This window comes from Xenorhabdus beddingii (genome assembly GCF_002127545.1).
In the GTDB taxonomy this organism is placed as follows: Bacteria; Pseudomonadota; Gammaproteobacteria; order Enterobacterales; family Enterobacteriaceae; genus Xenorhabdus; species Xenorhabdus beddingii.
Genome location: NZ_MUBK01000003.1, coordinates 189,088 through 208,688 on the forward strand (window position 1 = coordinate 189,088; position 19,601 = coordinate 208,688).

The following is a 19,601-nucleotide window of genomic DNA, read 5'->3' on the forward strand; positions in this document are numbered from 1 at the left end:
TAGAGTGGCAAAAGCAGCAAAACGGGCATTTGTCTGTAACGAATGTGGCGCGGATTATCCCCGCTGGCAGGGGCAATGTACCGCATGCCACGCATGGAATACCATTACGGAAGTGCGTCTGGCCGCAGCTTCATCTTCCCGCACTGAGCGTTTCAGCGGTTATGCCGGGGATGCGGGTATCAGTAAAGTACAAAAACTTTCAGATATCAGTCTGGAAGAGCTTCCCCGTTTTTCAACCGGGTTCAAAGAATTTGACCGTGTTCTCGGCGGAGGGGTGGTTCCCGGCAGTGCCATTTTGATCGGGGGTAATCCCGGAGCGGGAAAAAGTACCCTGCTCTTACAAACCATGTGCCAATTATCGGCACAGATGAAAACCCTGTATGTGACAGGGGAAGAATCATTGCAGCAAGTCGCAATGCGCGCCCATCGGCTGGGATTGCCGACTGATAAACTGAACATGCTGTCAGAAACCAGCATTGAACAGATCTGCCTGATTGCAGAACAAGAACAACCCAAACTGATGGTGATTGACTCAATTCAGGTCATGCACATGGCGGATATTCAATCTTCACCGGGCAGCGTGGCCCAAGTGAGGGAAACCGCCGCTTACCTGACCCGGTTCGCTAAAACCCGTGGCGTCGCCATTATCATGGTTGGTCATGTGACAAAAGACGGCTCTTTGGCGGGTCCCAAGGTACTCGAACACTGTATAGACTGTTCAGTCATGCTTGACGGCGAAGCAGATTCCCGCTTCCGTACCCTGCGCAGCCATAAAAACCGTTTCGGGGCCGTCAATGAGCTGGGGGTGTTCGCCATGACCGAACAAGGATTGCGGGAAGTGAATAACCCTTCTGCAATTTTCCTGAGTCGTGGCGATGAAATTACCTCAGGCAGCTCCGTCATGATTGTGTGGGAAGGCACACGTCCTTTGCTGGTTGAAATTCAGGCGCTAGTCGATCATTCCATGATGTCAAATCCGCGTCGCGTCGCGGTAGGGCTTGAACAGAACAGGCTGGCTATTCTACTGGCTGTTTTGCATCGACACGGTGGTTTGCAAATGTCTGACCAAGATGTTTTTGTTAACGTCGTGGGGGGGGTGAAAGTTACGGAGACAAGTGCTGACCTGGCATTACTGCTCTCTTTGGTTTCCAGTTTCCGTGATCGCCCTTTGCCCCGTGATCTGGTGGTATTTGGTGAAGTCGGCCTGGCGGGTGAAATCCGGCCTGTACCCAGTGGTCAGGAACGTATTTCAGAAGCTGCCAAGCACGGTTTTAAACGCGCCATTGTTCCTCATGCCAATATGCCCAAAAAAGCCTTACCCGACATGAAAGTATTTGGTGTCAAAAAATTGGCCGATGCGTTATCTGTTCTGGAAGATCTGGATGAGTAAAACCACTTTTATTCTTTTTCAACCTACGTGTTTTTCCTAATTATCCAGAATATTTGTTGCCTGCCATCACAGTTCAAATAAGGCAGGCAATAACATTGCCATTTCAATTTCCTGCATTTTCCCGCCTTGAAATTTTTAGCCCGTTAATCTGAAATTCAAAAAATCAGATTATTCTTAATGAATATAAATAATCTGGCAATATTTAAAAAATATTTTTATTCACTCTGTATAAATAAAAAATCAACTCTCCGCCTCGCCTTGAATCTTACAATTAATCCTAATAATTTAGCATTTGTTTTTTTATTTTATTCATATCGCTGATTATCCAATCTTAAACACTCAAAGTTGCCAAAATAACAGTATTTAATCCCAAAGCATCGATAAACAACTCATTTTGTTTTTACCTTTCACGATGAACATGCTAATTTGTTTAATATACTAAACATAAGAGGAGGGAGTTATATGGGGCAGTTTGACTATTTGAAAGAGGCTATCAAACAGGCGGGTTGCACATTACAGCAAGTTGCTGATGCCAGTGGTATGACAAAAGGCTATCTTAGCCAACTCATTAACGACAAAATAAAGAGTCCCAGTGCACAGAAACTGGCTTCTCTTCATCAATATCTAGGATTGGCGTATCCCATGGAAAAGAAAACAATTGGTGTCGTGTTTGGTAAATTTTACCCGTTACATACCGGGCACATTTATTTGATTCAGAGAGCTTCCAGCCAAGTTGATGAATTACATGTTGTTCTCTGTTATGATGAAGTTCGTGATCGTGAACTGTTTATCAACAGCTCGATGTCCCAGCAGCCAACGGTAAGTGACCGATTGAGATGGTTGTTGCAAACATTCAAGTATCAAAAAAATATTCATATTCATGCATTTGATGAACAAGGCATGGAGCCTTATCCAAATGGCTGGGAGGCATGGAGCAAGGGCATGAAAGCATTCATGTCAACAAAAGGGATCACGCCCAAATACATCTATTCCAGTGAGGCGCAAGATGCTGCCCGTTATAAAGAGCATTTCAACATTGAAACCGTGCTTATTGACCCACAACGCTCATTCATGAATATCAGCGGAAGCCAAATCCGTCAGGCTCCTTTCCGCTATTGGGAATACATCCCTACCGAAGTGAAACCCTTCTTTGTGCGTACCGTTGCCATTCTCGGCGGTGAATCAAGCGGAAAATCTACCTTGGTGAATAAACTGGCCAATATGTTTAACACCACCAGCGCATGGGAATATGGGCGAGACTATGTGTTCTCCCATCTGGGTGGCGATGAAATGGCCCTGCAATACTCAGATTACGATAAAATTGCGCTGGGTCATGCTCAATATATTGATTTTTCGGTTAAATATGCTAATAAGGTTGCTTTTATCGACACTGATTTCGTGACAACCCAGGCATTTTGCAAACGCTATGAAGGAAAAGAACATCCCTTTGTTCAGGCCATGGTTGATGAGTATCGTTTTGATTTAGTTATTCTTTTAGAGAATAACACCCCTTGGGTCGCGGATGGTTTGAGAAGTTTAGGCAGTGAACGAGATCGTAAAGAATTTCAATATTTACTTGAAAGTTTATTGAAAAAAAATAATATCGACTATGTCTGTGTTGATTCACCCGACTATGATCAGCGTTTTCTACGCTGTGTTGAACTGGTTCAACACATGTTAATGGCGTAATCCACTTATATAGATAAAATAGATTACACTTATATTATGATCACAATTAATTGATGTTTATTTATTATTCACTGTAACTTTTTTCATTTTATGCTGACGCCAAGTTAACATTTAATTAAATGTTAACTGTCGTTATTTTTACAACGGTAATAAAATAGATTGTGTTAATAATAATTTTTGATACTTTAATTTTACTCTTTTGACTTGAATTGCAGAGAAATAAGTCATTTAATGAACAGGCCTATTGATTTATTTATATAAAATTTATTAGGTTATAATAATCCCACAAATATTTTAGGTGTTTTAAACAATCATGGAGGTAATGCGAGATAACATTAAAATGTTAATGAAATATAAAATGACTTTTTTCCTTATTATTAAAATGGAATAAAGATAGAAGAGCTTATGCTATTTTTATTTGAATAATTTTTTGTTTTAAGCATAATCAATTAATATTCTTGATTTTTTTATTCTAAGACTAAGAAACATCTCATTTATTATGATGATCATTGTAAATAATAATTGACATAAGATGAGCATATCCTTGATGAAGATGTTTCACATATAGACTATTTTTACTCGTACAATATCACAAGGATATTAATGCTATTTCGAATAAAATTAGACCGCATATGTTAAGGAAAAAGTTTTAATCTTTTAACCTAATTGTGTTGAGAATATGAACTTAAATCAATTTAAATCGATTGAGGTTATCAATATTTCATATGGTTTAACTGATACCACAGTTAATCATGAAATGATTTCAGATATCACATTTTCTATTATACCAGGTGAAATTACTTTGATAACAGGGCCGAGAGCATCGACTAACCGAACGATATTGTCGATTGCATCGGGTATGTTACAACCAGATCAAGGAGATGTATTAATTAATAATAACAAGTTGAAACTAATGAATGATGTAGAATTAGGAAAGTTTCATGCTGAAAATAGTGGGTTCATTTTCCAAGGCTTCAATTTATCGAGTGAACTCACGCTGTTAGATAACTTGTTATTATCAACGTCTTATGGATTATCGCTTTCTCGTGAGCAAGCAGAAAAAATCGCGCAGAAAGCGTTGGATATTGTGAAATTAGGCGATAAAAGCCGTTATTACCCAGGGGAACTGTCTGGAAATGAGCGGCAACTGGCGGCAATGGCAAAAGCCATCGCCAGAAGACCTGAATATTTATTTGCAGATGATCCGACACGTAACCTGGATCAGAAAGCATTCCAGACGTTCATTAATATCTTTAAATTTATTGCACATGAACAGAAAGGCACCGTCGTCATTGCTTCACAAGATAGCCGTCTGATGCGACATGCGGACAGTGTTATCACTTTGACAAGTGGAAAAGCCGTTAAAACTTATGAATCTTTTCTGGAACAACGTGTTTTAGTGCAGTAGTTACGATAAACGAATCATGATGAGTCAACAACGGCCTGATATCAGGCCGTTTTTTCGATCAAACTTACTTACTGATCTTTTTGTATTTAATGCGGTGAGGCTCCAGCGCTTCAGCCCCCAATGTCCGCTTCTTGTAGTCTTCGTATTCGCTGAAGTTTCCTTCAAAGAAGGAGACCTTACCTTCATCCTGATAATCAATGATATGCGTTGCGATACGGTCAAGGAACCAACGGTCATGGGAAATAACCATCGCACAACCCGGGAATTCCAACAGGGCATTTTCCAATGCACGCAACGTCTCAATATCCAAGTCGTTAGTCGGTTCGTCCAACAGTAACATGTTGCCGCCAACTTGTAGCAGTTTGGATAAATGCAGACGGCCACGTTCACCACCAGACAATTCACCCACACGCTTGCCTTGATCTACCCCTTTGAAGTTAAAACGTCCGACATAGGCACGGCTTGGAATTTCAAAGTTGCCGATACGCATGATGTCCTGACCGCCAGAAACTTCTTCCCAAACCGTTTTGCTGTCATCCATGTTGTCACGGAACTGATCAACAGAAGCCAATTTAACGGTTTCACCCAGTGTAATTGAGCCGGAATCAGGCTGCTCTTGACCGGACAACATACGGAACAACGTTGATTTACCCGCACCGTTCGGGCCGATGATCCCGACAATCGCCCCTTTCGGCAGGGAGAAACTTAAATTATCGATCAGAACGCGATCAGCGTAAGACTTCGTTAAATTGGTGACGTCCAATACCTTGTCGCCCAAACGTGGGCCAGGTGGAATGAACAGTTCACTGGTTTCATTGCGTTTCTGGTAATCCACATTATTGAGTTCTTCAAAGCGAGCCAAACGCGCCTTGCCTTTTGCCTGACGTCCTTTCGGATTTTGGCGAACCCACTCAAGTTCTTTTTCAATCGACTTACGCCGAGCCGCTTCTGAAGCCGCTTCCTGTGCCAGACGCGCATCTTTTTGCTCCAGCCATGAAGAGTAGTTACCTTCCCATGGAATACCTTCACCACGGTCAAGTTCCAGGATCCAGCCAGCAACGTTATCAAGGAAGTAGCGGTCGTGGGTAATTGCAACCACTGTACCTTCGTAATCATGCAGGAAGCGCTCCAACCAGGCGACAGATTCAGCATCAAGGTGGTTGGTGGGTTCATCAAGCAGCAGCATGTCTGGTTTTTCCAGCAACAAGCGGCAAATCGCTACACGACGGCGCTCACCACCGGACAGATGCTCAATCTTGGCATCCCACGCCGGCAAACGCAGGGCATCAGCCGCTCGCTCCAGTTGGTTATCCAGGTTATGCCCGTCGTGGGACTGGATAATCGCTTCCAGATCACCCTGCTCTTTTGCCAGCTTATCGAAATCCGCATCCGGATCAGCATAAGCAGCATAAACTTCATCAAGGCGTGCCAGCGCATTTTTAACTTCACTGACCGCCTCTTCCACCGCTTCACGAACAGTATGCTCAAGGTTGAGCTTAGGTTCCTGCGGCAAATAGCCAATTTTAATGCCGGGTTGTGGGCGAGCTTCTCCCTCGATATCTGTATCAATACCCGCCATGATGCGCAGTAAGGTTGATTTACCTGCACCATTCAGGCCGAGAACACCAATTTTTGCTCCAGGGAAAAAACTTAGAGAAATATTTTTCAGAATATGTCTTTTCGGGGGAACAATTTTACCAACCCGGTGCATACTATAAACATATTGAGCCAATGTATTTTACCTTTTGATTAATCAGGAAATTTTAAGATTTATTTGTGCTTGTGGAGCCTTGAATGGCGTATTCTATCCTAAATTTTACCTATCGTGTTGCTACCTGATTAGGATTAAATTCCCGCATTCCCTCTCGCATTCATCAGTTGTAATAAATCACATCAATAATATGATTATAATTACAATATATTTTGGCAATGCATTTGAGCGCTGACTGATAGTAGTCTTCCAGAGGGGTATGTGGCAATGAGTAAGTGGCAGCATTTTACAATCGCTGTAAGTATGGTTTCCGTGGTTGCTGGAGCGGCACATGCTGACTCTCTGAATGCTCAACGCCAGCGCTATCAAGAAATAAAACAGGCATGGGAAGCCAAAAATATGGCCGAAGTTGCACGCCTGATGCCAACGCTAAAAAATTATCCGCTCTACCCCTATCTTGAATATCGTCAGTTAACTCAAGATCTAGCAATGGCGACCCCCCAGCAAATTCAGCATTTTATTCACACTTATCCGACTCTGCCACCCGCACGTTCACTGACATCCCGGTTTATTAATGTGCTAACCAACAAGGGTGACTGGGCCGGTATTTTAGCCTTCAGCCGCAATCCCCCAAGCGCAGTGACAGAACGCTGTGATTATTACTTTGCCCAATGGGCTACGGGTCACCAGCAGGTTGCATGGAACGGGGCGGAAGAAATTTGGCTAAGTGGCCGTGCATTACCTGATAATTGCAATAAGCTATTCGATGTCTGGGAGAAAGCCGGATATCTTTCTACCCATTTAATTTTGCAGCGCATTGAATTGGCAATGAAAGAAAACAATACTGCACTCATCACTTATCTTGCCAAACGCTTGCCCTTAGATCATCAGGGCCTAGGCTCAAGTTTGATTAAGCTGCAACAAGATCCGGCACTGATTAAACAATTTTCCACAACGACAGCACCAACCAATTTCACCCGTTCAGTTGTCATGATGATTTTTCCTCGTTTTGCCCGCAAAGAAGCCGAGCTTGCCAGAGTTAACATTCCTGCCTTTGTTCGCGCACAGAAAATGAATGATAGCGAACACCAGCAGTTAAAAGATATCGTTGCCTGGCAATTGATGGGGGATATCACACCCGAACAGGCAAAATGGCGGGATGAGACCATTCAGGATTCACAATCGGCTCAATTAATTGAGCGACGCGCTCGCTTGGCATTGAGGGAGGGTGATTATACCGGGCTTGGAAAATGGCTTTCGTTGCTGCCAAAAACGAATTTACAGCAAGATGAGTGGCAATATTGGAGCGCCATGATTCTGTTCAACCAAGGGAAAAAGACAGAAGGAAAGGCGATTTTACGTAACCTGACCGGGCACCGGGGTTTTTATCCTATGGTGGCGGCGCAGAAATTACATATGCCCTATCCATTGTTCATTAATAAATCAGAAAGACCGGATGCTTCCATTGCCAATATGCCTGAAATCAAGCGCATCCGCGAATTATTGTATTGGAACATGGATGGTCTGGCGCGTTCAGAATGGGTTAGCCTGGTTTCATCGCAAGAGCATCTCAGGCAACAGCAACTAGCTCGTTATGCGCTGGAGCAGCACTGGCCTGCGTTTAGTGTGCAGGCCACCATTACGGGAAAAATGTGGGATCACCTTGAAGAGCGCTTCCCTCTGGCATGGCAAAACGAATTTGCCAACTTTACGTCAGATAAAAATATTTCACAAAGTTATGCGATGGCGATTGCCCGTCAGGAAAGTGCCTGGAATCCACAAGCCCGCTCTGCCAAAGGAGCCAGTGGCTTAATGCAAATTATGCCAAAAACAGCCGAACACACGGTGAAAAGTCAAAAAATTCAAGGCTATGTCAGCAGCAGTCAATTAATGAATCCTGTCATGAATATCCAAATTGGCACCGCCTATCTGGATTCGGTTTACCAGCGTTTTGGTAATAACCGCATTCTTGCCAGTGCCGCCTATAATGCAGGACCGACAAATGTTGATCGCTGGCTGGCTAACTCCTCTGGGCGCATTGATCCGATCGCCTTTATTGAGAGCATTCCTTTCCTTGAAACACGTTCTTATGTCAAAAACGTTCTTGCTTATGATATGTTTTACCATAATTTTATGGGAAAAATATCGAACGTACTGACTGATGCTGAATGGCAAAGGCATTATTAATTTGTGCGGCAAGTATGATATGCTGCCGTACTAGTTAAATAGTATGGTAGTCTATTATGACACAAAATCATTTGATTGATCCGGCGATTTCCCCGGAAGATGGTGATGACTGGCTCACTTTTGTGGAGTTGTTGCAGACAGCATTTGAACAAAATTTGCAACATTCTATTTTACAGCTATTATTGACTCCCGATGAGCGTACAGCTTTATCAACCCGGGTTCAGATTATTAAGGAATTGATGCGGGGGCAAATGAGCCAACGCGAACTAAAAAACGAGCTTAGTGTTGGTATTGCGACCATTACACGGGGTTCCAACAGCTTAAAAACAGCGCCAGCCCATGTTAAAACGTGGCTGGAAGCTCAGTTGCTAAAATAACTGCGGCTAAAATAACCGCGATTAATTTATCAAAATAATCAGTGTGAAATGCGGTCAGTATAAAATAACGGATTCAAATGTTGTTTGGGGTCATCCAACGGTAACCCCAAACAGCTATGTCGTCTGAACAGCTATATCATTTGAACGGCTATGTCATTTGAACAGCCATCCTATTGAGTAGGCCGTTAACTATACTGTACCGTTAAGATTAGTTATTTAACTCTTTATAAATTTCATGATGGATAGGTACAAGAGCCAGTATCAACGCTTGATGATAAACGCTGGTGCGCGTCAGAATACCGTTGGTAAAAAAGCCGATTGCACCGCCTTTCTGTTTGATATTATCGATGCCAGCCACGTCAGCCATTTCGTGGCCCAGTTCGCGTCCCTCGCGAATGCCTTCCAACACTTTTTCAGGCAGCATCAGACTGGCAGAACGCGATTCCCCACGGATCTGTTTGTGTTCAACCACCATCCAGGCAAATGTCATGTCATCTTCAATTCCAGCTTCAACCCCAACCCAAAAATCAGCCTCGGGCCGAACCTGGCGGGCAGCCATAACGCGATGACGCGCACCTGTGCGGGTTTCAGTATTGCCAATAGGTTGTTGAGGTACACTGCTGTCTACATTGACATCTTCTATGCGGTAAGTACCTGGGCCAAAAACATCATCGAATGCAAGGCTAATCGCTTTTATTTTCGCAGGGTTAGTTGTTGCTGCAATAACGTGGTACATAATAAATAAATTATCCTTTGAATTATTTCATGATGCAGTATAACGGAAAATAACTATGTTACAGGTCTATCTTGTTCGTCATGGCGAAACCGAATGGAACGTGGCTCGCCGTATTCAGGGACAATCTGACAGCCCTTTGACTGAAATTGGTCAACGTCAGGCTCACTTAGTCGCGCAGAGAGTCAAATCAGAAAACATTACTCATGTTATCACCAGTGACCTTGGCCGAACACGACAAACAGCAGAAATCATCGCTAAAGCCTGTGGGTGCGAAATAATACTGGAACCGCGTTTGCGAGAGTTACATATGGGCGTCTTGGAAAACCGCGAACTGAATTCCCTCACACCGGAAGAGGAATCCTGGCGTAAAAGTCTGGTCGATGGTACACCAAATGGACGTATCCCAGAAGGTGAATCGATGAATGAGTTATCTATCCGGATGCGGGCGGCATTGGAAAGTTGTCTCAATCTACCGGCAGGAAGCCGCCCTTTGCTGGTGAGTCATGGCATGGCACTTGTCAGTTTAGTCTGTTCGATTTTGGGACTTCCGGCCAATTCAGAACGCCGTCTGAGACTAAGAAACTGCTCCATTTCACGGGTGGATTATCAGGATAGCCCGTGGCTGGCTTCGGGCTGGGTTGTCGAAACAGCGGGCGATATCACACATCTGGATATGCCCGCCTTGGATGAATTACAGGGCTAACGCTCAATTGGGATGAGATACTCAAACTCCACAATATGGTTTTGAGACTCATTCCCAATATTTTTCCATTCAAGGTTAGTGAGATAGTATCGCTCGACATCGTATCCCTTTCTGCGAGTGATGTTTAGTGTAGGCAGGCAGATACCATAAATGGTGAAAAGAAACTCTTGCAACTGTTCTTTATCACCAAAATAACTGAACGAAATATAATCTCCACCGGGCAGAATAACCGGACTACTGTCTTTGGTATCAAAGGTAGCGTATTCGGGTTCAATAGCCGTAGTATAGAAAACCGTTTGCTCATCTTCATGATCCATACTAAAGGTCGTATGGTGTAATCCATAAAGTCTGGGTGGCAATACTTCGGCATCCTGCAGATAGTTGACCCAAAAGTTATGACGCATATCTTTGCAAGCCACTGACCACTGCTCAAGCATATAACTACACGTATGCTCAGTACCAATAAGTGGCTTATCTTCCAATGTGACATATTTATGCGCGGGCAAGGGCTTGTTATCCAGCAAAATAGGCGGACATATCCCCTTGGCGCACCAATCTTCACTTCGGCGATAGGATGCTGGCGTTCTGTCAAACTGTTTTTTGAACGCTCTAGTGAAAGTTTGCTGGGAATCAAAGCGATATTGCAAGGCAATATCCAGAATAGGGCGGCTGGTTAAACGTAATGCAACTGCGGCTCTGGATAACCTTCTGGCGCGAATATAAGAGCCAATTGCCTGACCAGTCACATCCTTGAACATACGCTGCAAATGCCACTTGGAGTAACCTGCTTTTGCTGCAACGTTATCAAGGGATAATGGCCGATCCAGGTTGTTATCCACCCAATGCAGCAAATCTCGAATGATGTTGGTTTGATCCATACATCTCCCTAAGTCATTAAGACAAAAAGAAAATCATATAAAATATTTTTCTGAATGAACATATTATGTCGTCTGATTTATCATCAATACCTATATTTCCTCAAAGATAAAAGACAGGGTTTTTCTGAGGGCATTGCCTACCTGACGTTCAGGTATGGTTCAGGCACATTATAATTTTCACATTTTGAAAACCGTCCCTGTTCCTTACCGTGGTAACGGCAGTCCCATTTCAGCAAATTAATGACAAAATTTATCATTGCCTGAAAATTCAAATAACCACCGAGATAATCACCAACTAAACTATATTTAATTTAGCATCCTTGTTGTTACATTTATGTTTCAAGTAAATCAGCAACAAAATTAAACAAGTTTAAACTTGGAATAAATTAATGGTAGATTTGACAATATGTCAAGCATTGTCTTGATGAATTAGGCAACGCCATGAATTTAAATAAAAAATAAACCACTATCTGATGGGCGAATGTTGTTATGAACATGGCAACTTTCTAAAAGTTCCCTCTGTTTTAAGCGCAATTGAGAAATCGGGGCAGTCAGTGGAGAGCGATTTACCCACCACAACTGACTCGTTTTGGGCGCATATTTAGCTATAATGCCATGATTTTTTATTGCGGATATATTCATGGTGAAAATAGTTATATTAGGTCTATTGATTGACATTATATGTTAATGGTAGATATTTTCACTGTATTTATTTAATTCAAATGGACTAAATATGGCAACAATGAAGAAACTAGTGATAGCGGCTGGCTTACTCTTTTCTCCTGTCGTGCTGCACGCAGAAGAGATTGGTTCTGTCGATACCGTATTCAAACTTTTTGGCCCTGATAACAAAATCGTGATCGAGGCTTTTGATGATCCTGATGTTAAAAACATGACCTGTTATCTGAGCCGGGCCAAAACAGGTGGAATTAAAGGGGGGCTTGGATTGGCGGAAGATACCTCTGATGCCGCCATATCCTGTCAGCAGGTTGGCCCGATTGAGTTGGCAGATAAGATAAAAAAATCACCCAAGAAAGGACAGGTCGTCTTCCAGAAACGGACCTCTTTAGTCTTTAAAAAACTTCAGGTTGTACGCTTCTATGATCCTGCGCGTAATTCGCTGATTTATTTAACTTACTCTGACAAAGTGATCGATGGCTCCCCTAAAAATGCGATCAGCGCCGTACCGATTATGCCGTGGAAAGAATAAATCCCCCACAGGGCGATCAATGGTGAAAACGCGAGCGGCGGTTAAAAAGAAAAGCCCCGATGTCGCAAGACATTCGGGGCTTTTTGACCCATACAGTGTTAATCACTGTAACCGCGTTGATTAGTCTTCTAAATCACCACAAAAACGGTAACCTTCACCGTGGATGGTTGCAATGATTTCAGGCGTATCTGGCGTCGATTCGAAATGTTTACGAATGCGGCGAATCGTGACATCAACAGTACGATCGTGAGGTTTCAGTTCGCGACCCGTCATCTTTTTCAGCAATTCTGCACGAGTCTGGATTTTTCCTGGATTCTCACAGAAATGCAGCATCGCACGGAATTCACTGCGTGGCAGTTTGTACTGATCGCCCATTGGACTCACCAGGGAACGGCTGTTGATATCCAGTTCCCACCCATTGAACTTGTAGCTTTCAACTTGGCGGCGTTCTTCACCGGAATGACTCAGGTTCATTGTCCGGGAAAGCAAGTTCCGGGCACGAATAGTTAATTCACGCGGATTAAACGGCTTGGTGATATAGTCATCAGCACCGATTTCAAGACCAAGGATTTTATCCACTTCATTGTCGCGCCCCGTTAAGAACATCAGCGCGACATTTGCCTGTTCACGTAATTCACGGGCAAGAAGTAACCCATTTTTACCTGGCAGATTGATATCCATAATCACTAAGTTGATATCGTTATCTGACAGAATGTTGTGCATTTCTGAACCGTCAGTGGCTTCATAAACGACATACCCTTCAGCTTCAAAGATGCTTTTAAGGGTATTGCGTGTGACAATTTCGTCTTCAACAATCAAAATGTGCGGGGTTTGCATGGTTGCTACCTAAAATCGCTAAAAAACAGAATCTGTATGACATAAGCTGCTATTATTAAAAGAAAATATGCTGATCTTGTTCTGATGCACAGAAAACCAGCTTATGCCCAAAATAAAGGTTTTGATATGTTTTACGCTAAAAGCCTGCGGCGCTTTTTTGGAGGGTACATACCCGGAAAACCCGATTTAAACAAGGCCCTATATTAGTCTATTAACAGCAATATAACAGCCAGTAATGCATTTACCTGCTAAAAAAACTAACTTTTGTTGATACATATCAAAATCAATTGTAGCACGTTAACATTAACTGTAATTGTTAATTTTACTTTAGATCATTTGTTATTGATTTGAATAAAATATGTTAATGACCGTCACTGGATCTTGAATGCCTGAAAAGATCGATTCGGCACCCAACCGTTCAAATTTGCATGTTTTTATCATAAAGACAAAATAATTACAAAATATGTTTTTTGTAAAATTAAATGCTGGGAAATAACCCTACCTACCAGATAATGACTCATCACTTTTGTCATACTTTGAATAATTACAGTACGGAAAATGACGTTTTTTTCTGCTTTCCCGATAAAAAATATTTGACATTGACCACAGTTTAATTTAACCAATAGGGGGTCAGACAAATTAAAAGACAGACAGGAAACTATGCGCCATAACAGCCCTAAAAAGATGGTCACTACAAAAACCACCACGACGATTACCACCGGAACCCTAAGTTGCGGTGCGGGCTAACGCGTACACATAAAATAATAATGAGCCCGTATCCCACAAGATACGGGCTTTTTTTTTGACAGAAATCAGGAGAGGAATGTTAATGCGAGTACTGAAATTTGGGGGCACCTCAGTGGCAAATGACCAGCGAGTACTGAGCGTTGCAGAGATCGCCGAGAATGAGTTACGCCTTGGGCAAGTTGCCTTGGTGCTCTCTGCACCGGCAAAAATTACCAACCATCTCGTGGCGATGATCGAAAAAACGGTCGCAGGGCAGGATATTGTTTCCAATATCAGCGATGCAACCCAAGTTTTCGCTGATTTGCTGTCGGGGTTGAAAGCGCAACAAGCGGGATTTGATTATGAACGCCTGAAAGGAATAGTGGAGCGTGAACTCGGTCACCTGAAACAAACCCTGCATGGCATTTCTTTGTTGAAACAGTGTCCGGACAGGATTAACGCATCTTTGATCTGTTGTGGCGAAAAGTTATCAATTGCCATCATGGAAGCGGTATTACTGGCTCGTGGTCATAAAGTCACTGTGATTGATCCCGTCAAAAATCTCCTGGCGCATGGGCATTACCTTGAATCTACCGTTGATATCCATGAATCATCCAAACGGATTGCTGAACTGAACATTCCTGCTGACCATATTATTCTGATGGCAGGCTTCACCGCAGGTAATGAAAACGGTGAATTGGTGGTGTTGGGACGCAACGGCTCCGATTATTCAGCCGCTGTGCTGGCAGCCTGTTTACGCGCAGACTGCTGCGAAATCTGGACGGATGTCGATGGCGTTTATACCTGTGATCCAAGAGCGGTTGCGGATGCACGCTTGCTGAAAAGCCTGTCATATCAAGAAGCCATGGAGTTATCTTACTTTGGCGCGAAAGTCCTTCACCCTCGTACCATCGCCCCCATTGCACAATTTCAAATTCCTTGCCTGATTAAAAACACGGCCAATCCCGATGCTCCCGGTACTTTTATTGGTAATGGGCGAGCTATTGGTGATGGACAATTTATTGATGGTGAACAAGGTGAACAAAAAGACGGAAATATGCCGATTAAAGGCATTACCAATCTGAACCACATGGCGATGATCAACGTCTCCGGCCCCGGCATGAAAGGCATGGTTGGAATGGCAGCCCGGGTATTTTCCGTTATGTCCCGCACAGGGATTTCCGTTGTGTTGATTACACAGTCTTCATCGGAATACAGCATTAGTTTCTGCGTGCCGCAAAAAGAGCTATCAAAGGCACAGAAGGCATTAACAGAAGAATTTTATCTGGAATTGAAAGATGGCGTGCTTGATCCCATCGACGTGATCGATAACCTGGCCATTATCTCCGTCGTTGGGGATGGTATGCGTACCCAGCGTGGAATTTCTGCCCGTTTCTTCTCTGCATTGACACGCGCTAATATCAACATCATTGCCATTGCCCAAGGCTCTTCTGAGCGTTCCATTTCCGCCGTCATTGAAAATGATGCGGCAACCACGGCAGTCAGGCTCTGTCACCAGATGTTGTTCAACACCGCCCAAGTCGTTGAAGTCTTCGTTGTGGGCGTGGGGGGAGTAGGAAATGCCTTGATCGAACAAATCCGTCGCCAGCAAGCCTGGCTCAAACAAAAACACATTGAACTACGGGTGTGCGGTATTGCCAATTCCCGCGCTTTGCTGACCGATATGCAGGGGATCTGTTTGGATAATTGGCAACGAGCCCTATCAGAAGCGACTGAACCTTTTAGCCTTAGCCGTCTGATCCGCCTTGAGAAAGAGTACCATCTCCTGAATCCGGTCATTGTGGATTGCACCTCTAATCAAACCATTGCGGAACAATATGCCAGTTTCCTCAGTGATGGCTTTAACATTGTCACACCCAATAAAAAAGCCAATACCTTGTCGATGGCTTATTACCGCCAAATCCGTCAGGCAGCGGAAAAATCAAAGCGCAAATTCCTGTATGACACCAATGTGGGCGCTGGATTGCCTGTGATTGAAAATTTGCAGAATCTGCTCAATGCCGGAGATGAGTTAGTCCAATTCAACGGAATTCTGTCTGGCTCTCTATCCTACATTTTCGGTATGCTGGATGAAGGTATGACGCTTTCACAGGCCACGATGCTGGCGAAAGAGAAAGGCTTTACTGAACCGGACCCACGGGACGATCTTTCTGGCATGGATGTTGCCCGTAAGCTGCTGATTTTGGCGCGGGAAGCGGGTTATGAAATGGAACTGGAAGATATTCATGTTGAGCCGGTATTGCCAGCCTCATTCGATTCCAGCGGTGATGTCGAAAATTTCCTGGGCCATTTACCACGGCTGGATCAGGAATTCAGCCAACGGGCGGTAAATGCAGCGGAACAAGGCAAAGTTTTACGTTATGTCGGCATCATTGAACAAGGTCGTTGTACGGTAAAAATTGTCGCGGTTGATGGCAACGATCCGCTTTATAAAGTCAAAAATGGCGAAAACGCACTGGCTTTCTATACCCGTTATTACCAACCCATTCCGCTGGTATTGCGGGGTTATGGCGCAGGGAATGATGTGACGGCAGCCGGGGTTTTTGCTGATATCTTACGCACTCTGTCATGGAAATTGGGGGTTTAATGGCTGTCAGGGTTTATGCACCTGCCTCTATCGGGAATGTTGGCGTCGGATTTGATGTGCTCGGCGCAGCGGTTTCTCCCGTTGATGGCTCGTTGCTTGGAGATTGTGTCTCCATAAGTGAAGCTGCAAGTTTCAGCCTCAATAACAAGGGACGATTTGTCGGCAAACTCCCTACCGATCCCAAACATAATATTGTCTACCAATGCTGGCAGCTTTTTTGTCAACGGTTAGGAAAAGAACTGCCTGTTGCCATGACATTAGAAAAGAATATGCCAATTGGTTCGGGGTTAGGCTCCAGTGCCTGCTCCGTGGTCGCCAGTCTGGTGGCCTTGAATGAATATGAAGGCCGCCCATTCAGTCGCAATCAGTTGCTGGACATGATGGGTGAATTGGAAGGACGCATTTCTGGTAGTGTTCATTATGATAATGTCGCGCCCTGCTATTTGGGAGGGTTACAGTTGATATTGTCTCAAGAAGGGCCACTTTGCCAACCCGTTCCTGTGTTTGATGATTGGTTGTGGGTGATGGCTTATCCGGGCATCAAAGTTTCAACATCCGAAGCCCGGGCGATCCTGCCGGCAGAATACCCCCGCAAGGATCTCATTGATCACGGCCGTTATTTTGCCGGCTTCATTCATGCCTGCCATACCCGACAATCAGGGCTGGCCGTCAAATTGATGCAAGATGTGGTTGCAGAACCGTATCGCACGCAACTCTTGCCCGGCTTTGCCAACGCGCGTGAAGCCGCCCTGAAATTGGGGGCACTCGCATGCAGTATTTCCGGCTCAGGCCCCACCCTCTTTGCGATTTGCAATGAAATGGCCGTCGCAGAAGATGTCGCACAATGGCTGCAACAACACTACGTACAGAATGATGAAGGTTTTGTACACATTTGCCGTCTGGATCTCGCAGGCGCACGACAGGTAGAGTAACGATGAAACTATATAATTTAAAAGACAACAGCGAGCAGGTAAGTTTTTCACAGGCGGTAAAACAGGGATTGGGCAAGCAGCAAGGTCTCTTCTTTCCGCAGGATTTACCAGAATTCAGCCATGATGAGATTAACGAATTATTAGCATTAGATTTTGTCAGCCGTAGCCAGCGCATTCTCACCGCCTTTATCGGTGATGAGATCCCCGCAGGGCAACTGGCTGCCCGGGTGAAAAACGCTTTTGCCTTCCCTGCCCCCGTCGCACATGTCGAAGATAATATCGTTTCACTGGAGCTTTACCACGGCCCGACACTGGCTTTCAAAGACTTTGGCGGCCGTTTCATGGCACAAATCCTGACCCAGATCGCAGGAGAACAACCCGTCACTATTTTGACCGCAACCTCGGGTGACACCGGCGCTGCCGTTGCCCACGCTTTCTATGGGTTGGATAACGTCCAAGTCGTGATCCTTTATCCTGAAGGCAAAATCAGTCCATTGCAGGAGAAACTCTTCTGTACGCTGGGCGGCAACATTCACACGGTTGCCATCAAAAGCGATTTTGACGCTTGTCAGGCATTGGTCAAACAGGCTTTTGATGACGAAGAACTGAAACAAGCCCTGCATCTCAATTCGGCCAACTCCATTAATATCAGCCGATTGTTGGCACAAATCTGTTATTACTTTGAAGCGGTTGCACAGATCCCGGCCGAGAAACGTGAACAGTTGGTCATTTCTGTACCCAGCGGCAATTTCGGTAATTTAACCGCAGGATTACTGGCGAAGTCGCTGGGACTGCCGGTAAAACGTTTTATCGCGGCAACCAATGTCAATGACACCGTTCCCCGTTATTTGGCGGAAGGCTCATGGCAACCTCATCAAACCATTGCCACACTGTCCAATGCCATGGATGTCAGCCAGCCCAATAACTGGCCACGCATTGAAGAGCTGTTCAAACGCAAAGGTTGGGCATTGAGTGAATTGGCAAAGGGGGTTGTGGATGACGCAACCACTCAGAGCACCATGCAGGAACTGGCGGCAAAGGGCTATATTTCCGAACCCCATGCGGCCATTGCCTATCGAGTTCTGCGTGATCAGTTACAGGAAGGGGAATATGGTCTGTTCCTGGGCACCGCTCACCCGGCCAAATTCAAGGAAAGCGTCGAAGCCACCCTCGGTCAACCGTTACCCTTGCCACAAGAATTGGCTGAACGAGCGGATTTGGATGTGTTATCCCACTTCATGCCTGCGGATTTTTCTACCCTGCGTGAGTTTCTGATGGCAAGAGCGCCGAAATAACCGGACATTCACCACTCCACCTAAAAATAAATAGGTGGAGTTTTCAGGTGGGCTTTTACCGGTGATGAAGTCCTCCCATGCTGGCAACCAATTAATGTTGTTCAGGACGTTTAAACACCCATTCATTCCCTTTGGACAGGGATTCATCAAAAGCGTATCCCTCCAGATTAAATTCCACCAGCCGTGCAGGATCAGTCAGTTGGTTCTGAATAATAAAACGGCTCATCAATCCACGAGCTTTTTTCGCATAGAAACTAATGACTTTATACTTGCCATTTTTCTCATCCAGAAAAACCGGCTTGATCATAGTCGCAGCCAACTTTTTGCTGTTCACCGATTTGAAATACTCATCCGATGCTAAATTGACCAACACCTCATCACCTTGCTGTTCCAATGCGGCATTCAAATTGTCAGTGATACGATCACCCCAAAACTTATACAGATCTTTACCGCGTGGATTCTCCAGTTTAATGCCCATTTCCAAGCGATAGGGCTGCATGAGGTCGAGGGGACGCAAGACACCATACAGGCCGGACAAAATTCTCACATGAGTCTGGGCAAACGCAAAATCATCCGCAGAGAAAGTTTCAGCCTGCATACCGGTATAAACATCACCTTTAAATGCCAAAATGGCCTGACGGGCATTTTCCGGCGTGAAATTTGGCTGCCATTCCCCAAAGCGTGCGGCATTCAGCCCCGCCAATTTATCGCTGATACTCATCAAACTGCCGATTTGCGCCGGGGTTAAAGTACGGCAAACGTCAATCAGTTGCTGAGATTCCTCCAGCAATTCCGGCTGACTATATTTTTCTGTGGCGAGTGGACTTTCATAATCGAGTGTTTTTGCAGGTGAAAGAGTAATAAGCATCATTTTTTCCTAATAATTCAGACTTTCCCCACTTTAGCAAAAAAGC

General features: G+C 44.4%; 15 protein-coding genes and 1 other annotated feature. Of the genes, 10 read left to right on the forward strand and 5 right to left on the reverse strand.

The genetic code is table 11. The features are described 5' to 3' along the window. Positions 1 to 4: 4 nt before the first annotated feature. From radA to Xbed_RS03230, 3 genes are all read left to right on the forward strand, one after another. Positions 5 to 1,390 (forward strand): DNA repair protein RadA, encoded by a 1,386-nt coding sequence (gene radA / locus Xbed_RS03220; protein WP_086111508.1) that lies wholly within the window; start codon positions 5 to 7, stop codon positions 1,388 to 1,390. A gap of 462 nt (positions 1,391 to 1,852) precedes the next feature. Further along, positions 1,853 to 3,079: a multifunctional transcriptional regulator/nicotinamide-nucleotide adenylyltransferase/ribosylnicotinamide kinase NadR gene (nadR, locus tag Xbed_RS03225; protein ID WP_086111509.1), complete on the forward strand. Its 1,227-nt coding sequence runs from the start codon at positions 1,853 to 1,855 to the stop codon at positions 3,077 to 3,079. A 679-nt stretch (positions 3,080 to 3,758) separates the two neighbouring features. Then, entirely contained in the window at positions 3,759 to 4,487 is a 729-nt protein-coding gene (locus Xbed_RS03230) for an ATP-binding cassette domain-containing protein (RefSeq protein ID WP_086111510.1), read from the forward strand. A gap of 64 nt (positions 4,488 to 4,551) precedes the next feature. Here Xbed_RS03230 and ettA read toward each other — a convergent pair whose 3' ends face one another. Then, complete coding sequence (gene ettA, locus Xbed_RS03235) at positions 4,552 to 6,219, reverse strand: energy-dependent translational throttle protein EttA (protein ID WP_086111511.1); 1,668 nt, start codon at positions 6,217 to 6,219, stop codon at positions 4,552 to 4,554. Between the two features lie 246 nt (positions 6,220 to 6,465). Here ettA and sltY point away from each other — a divergent pair, with 246 nt between their 5' ends. Both sltY and trpR read left to right on the forward strand, forming a co-directional pair. After that, positions 6,466 to 8,385, forward strand: a complete 1,920-nt coding sequence (sltY, locus tag Xbed_RS03240; protein ID WP_086111512.1) for a murein transglycosylase — start codon at positions 6,466 to 6,468, stop codon at positions 8,383 to 8,385. A 56-nt stretch (positions 8,386 to 8,441) separates the two neighbouring features. Further along, positions 8,442 to 8,762: a trp operon repressor gene (gene trpR / locus Xbed_RS03245; protein ID WP_086111513.1), complete on the forward strand. Its 321-nt coding sequence runs from the start codon at positions 8,442 to 8,444 to the stop codon at positions 8,760 to 8,762. A gap of 208 nt (positions 8,763 to 8,970) precedes the next feature. Here the strand turns inward: trpR and yjjX are convergent, their stop codons facing one another. Next, complete coding sequence (gene yjjX, locus Xbed_RS03250; RefSeq protein ID WP_086111514.1) at positions 8,971 to 9,498, reverse strand: inosine/xanthosine triphosphatase; 528 nt, start codon at positions 9,496 to 9,498, stop codon at positions 8,971 to 8,973. 55 nt (positions 9,499 to 9,553) lie between these two features. Between yjjX and gpmB the strand changes: the two genes are divergently transcribed. Next, entirely contained in the window at positions 9,554 to 10,201 is a 648-nt protein-coding gene (gene gpmB, locus Xbed_RS03255) for a 2,3-diphosphoglycerate-dependent phosphoglycerate mutase GpmB (RefSeq protein WP_086111515.1), read from the forward strand. On the opposite strand, the gene robA is transcribed toward gpmB, so the two are convergent. Continuing rightward, positions 10,198 to 11,079 carry an MDR efflux pump AcrAB transcriptional activator RobA gene (gene robA, locus Xbed_RS03260; protein ID WP_086111516.1) on the reverse strand — a complete coding sequence of 294 codons (882 nt, stop codon included), beginning with the start codon at positions 11,077 to 11,079 and terminating at the stop codon, positions 10,198 to 10,200. The genes gpmB and robA overlap by 4 nt on opposite strands. A gap of 733 nt (positions 11,080 to 11,812) precedes the next feature. On the opposite strand from robA, the gene creA reads away from it, so the two are divergent. Beyond that, positions 11,813 to 12,289, forward strand: coding sequence for a protein CreA (creA, locus tag Xbed_RS03265; RefSeq protein WP_086111517.1), 477 nt, complete (start codon positions 11,813 to 11,815; stop codon positions 12,287 to 12,289). 120 nt (positions 12,290 to 12,409) lie between these two features. On the opposite strand, the gene arcA is transcribed toward creA, so the two are convergent. Then, a complete protein-coding gene (gene arcA, locus Xbed_RS03270) occupies positions 12,410 to 13,126 on the reverse strand; it encodes a two-component system response regulator ArcA (RefSeq protein WP_038238609.1) in 717 nt (238 codons plus the stop codon). Positions 13,127 to 13,810: 684 nt separating this feature from the next. Continuing rightward, positions 13,811 to 13,930: a sequence feature (Thr leader region), on the forward strand. Between the two features lie 25 nt (positions 13,931 to 13,955). Here arcA and thrA point away from each other — a divergent pair. From thrA to thrC, 3 genes are read left to right on the forward strand one after another with little or no spacing between them, the layout of a single operon-like run. After that, positions 13,956 to 16,460, forward strand: a complete 2,505-nt coding sequence (gene thrA / locus Xbed_RS03275; protein ID WP_086111518.1) for a bifunctional aspartate kinase/homoserine dehydrogenase I — start codon at positions 13,956 to 13,958, stop codon at positions 16,458 to 16,460. Further along, positions 16,442 to 17,392, forward strand: a complete 951-nt coding sequence (gene thrB, locus Xbed_RS03280) for a homoserine kinase (protein ID WP_086111519.1) — start codon at positions 16,442 to 16,444, stop codon at positions 17,390 to 17,392. The genes thrA and thrB overlap by 19 nt, the downstream gene beginning before the upstream one ends. Before the next feature lie 2 nt (positions 17,393 to 17,394). Next, a complete protein-coding gene (gene thrC, locus Xbed_RS03285) occupies positions 17,395 to 18,687 on the forward strand; it encodes a threonine synthase (RefSeq protein WP_086111520.1) in 1,293 nt (430 codons plus the stop codon). 91 nt (positions 18,688 to 18,778) lie between these two features. Here the strand turns inward: thrC and yaaA are convergent, their stop codons facing one another. Beyond that, positions 18,779 to 19,555, reverse strand: coding sequence for a peroxide stress protein YaaA (gene yaaA / locus Xbed_RS03290; RefSeq protein ID WP_086111521.1), 777 nt, complete (start codon positions 19,553 to 19,555; stop codon positions 18,779 to 18,781). Between the last annotated feature and the right edge of the window lie 46 nt (positions 19,556 to 19,601).

Coding starts and splice junctions, on each gene's coding strand:
- yjjX (WP_086111514.1), bottom strand. CDS start 9,498: ATGTACCACGTTATTGCAGCAACAACTAACCCTGCGAAAATAAAAGCG.
- gpmB (WP_086111515.1), top strand. CDS start 9,554: ATGTTACAGGTCTATCTTGTTCGTCATGGCGAAACCGAATGGAACGTG.
- arcA (WP_038238609.1), bottom strand. CDS start 13,126: ATGCAAACCCCGCACATTTTGATTGTTGAAGACGAAATTGTCACACGC.
- yaaA (WP_086111521.1), bottom strand. CDS start 19,555: ATGCTTATTACTCTTTCACCTGCAAAAACACTCGATTATGAAAGTCCA.
- thrA (WP_086111518.1), top strand. CDS start 13,956: ATGCGAGTACTGAAATTTGGGGGCACCTCAGTGGCAAATGACCAGCGA.
- thrB (WP_086111519.1), top strand. CDS start 16,442: ATGGAAATTGGGGGTTTAATGGCTGTCAGGGTTTATGCACCTGCCTCT.
- thrC (WP_086111520.1), top strand. CDS start 17,395: ATGAAACTATATAATTTAAAAGACAACAGCGAGCAGGTAAGTTTTTCA.
- trpR (WP_086111513.1), top strand. CDS start 8,442: ATGACACAAAATCATTTGATTGATCCGGCGATTTCCCCGGAAGATGGT.
- Xbed_RS03230 (WP_086111510.1), top strand. CDS start 3,759: ATGAACTTAAATCAATTTAAATCGATTGAGGTTATCAATATTTCATAT.
- robA (WP_086111516.1), bottom strand. CDS start 11,079: ATGGATCAAACCAACATCATTCGAGATTTGCTGCATTGGGTGGATAAC.
- creA (WP_086111517.1), top strand. CDS start 11,813: ATGGCAACAATGAAGAAACTAGTGATAGCGGCTGGCTTACTCTTTTCT.
- nadR (WP_086111509.1), top strand. CDS start 1,853: ATGGGGCAGTTTGACTATTTGAAAGAGGCTATCAAACAGGCGGGTTGC.
- sltY (WP_086111512.1), top strand. CDS start 6,466: ATGAGTAAGTGGCAGCATTTTACAATCGCTGTAAGTATGGTTTCCGTG.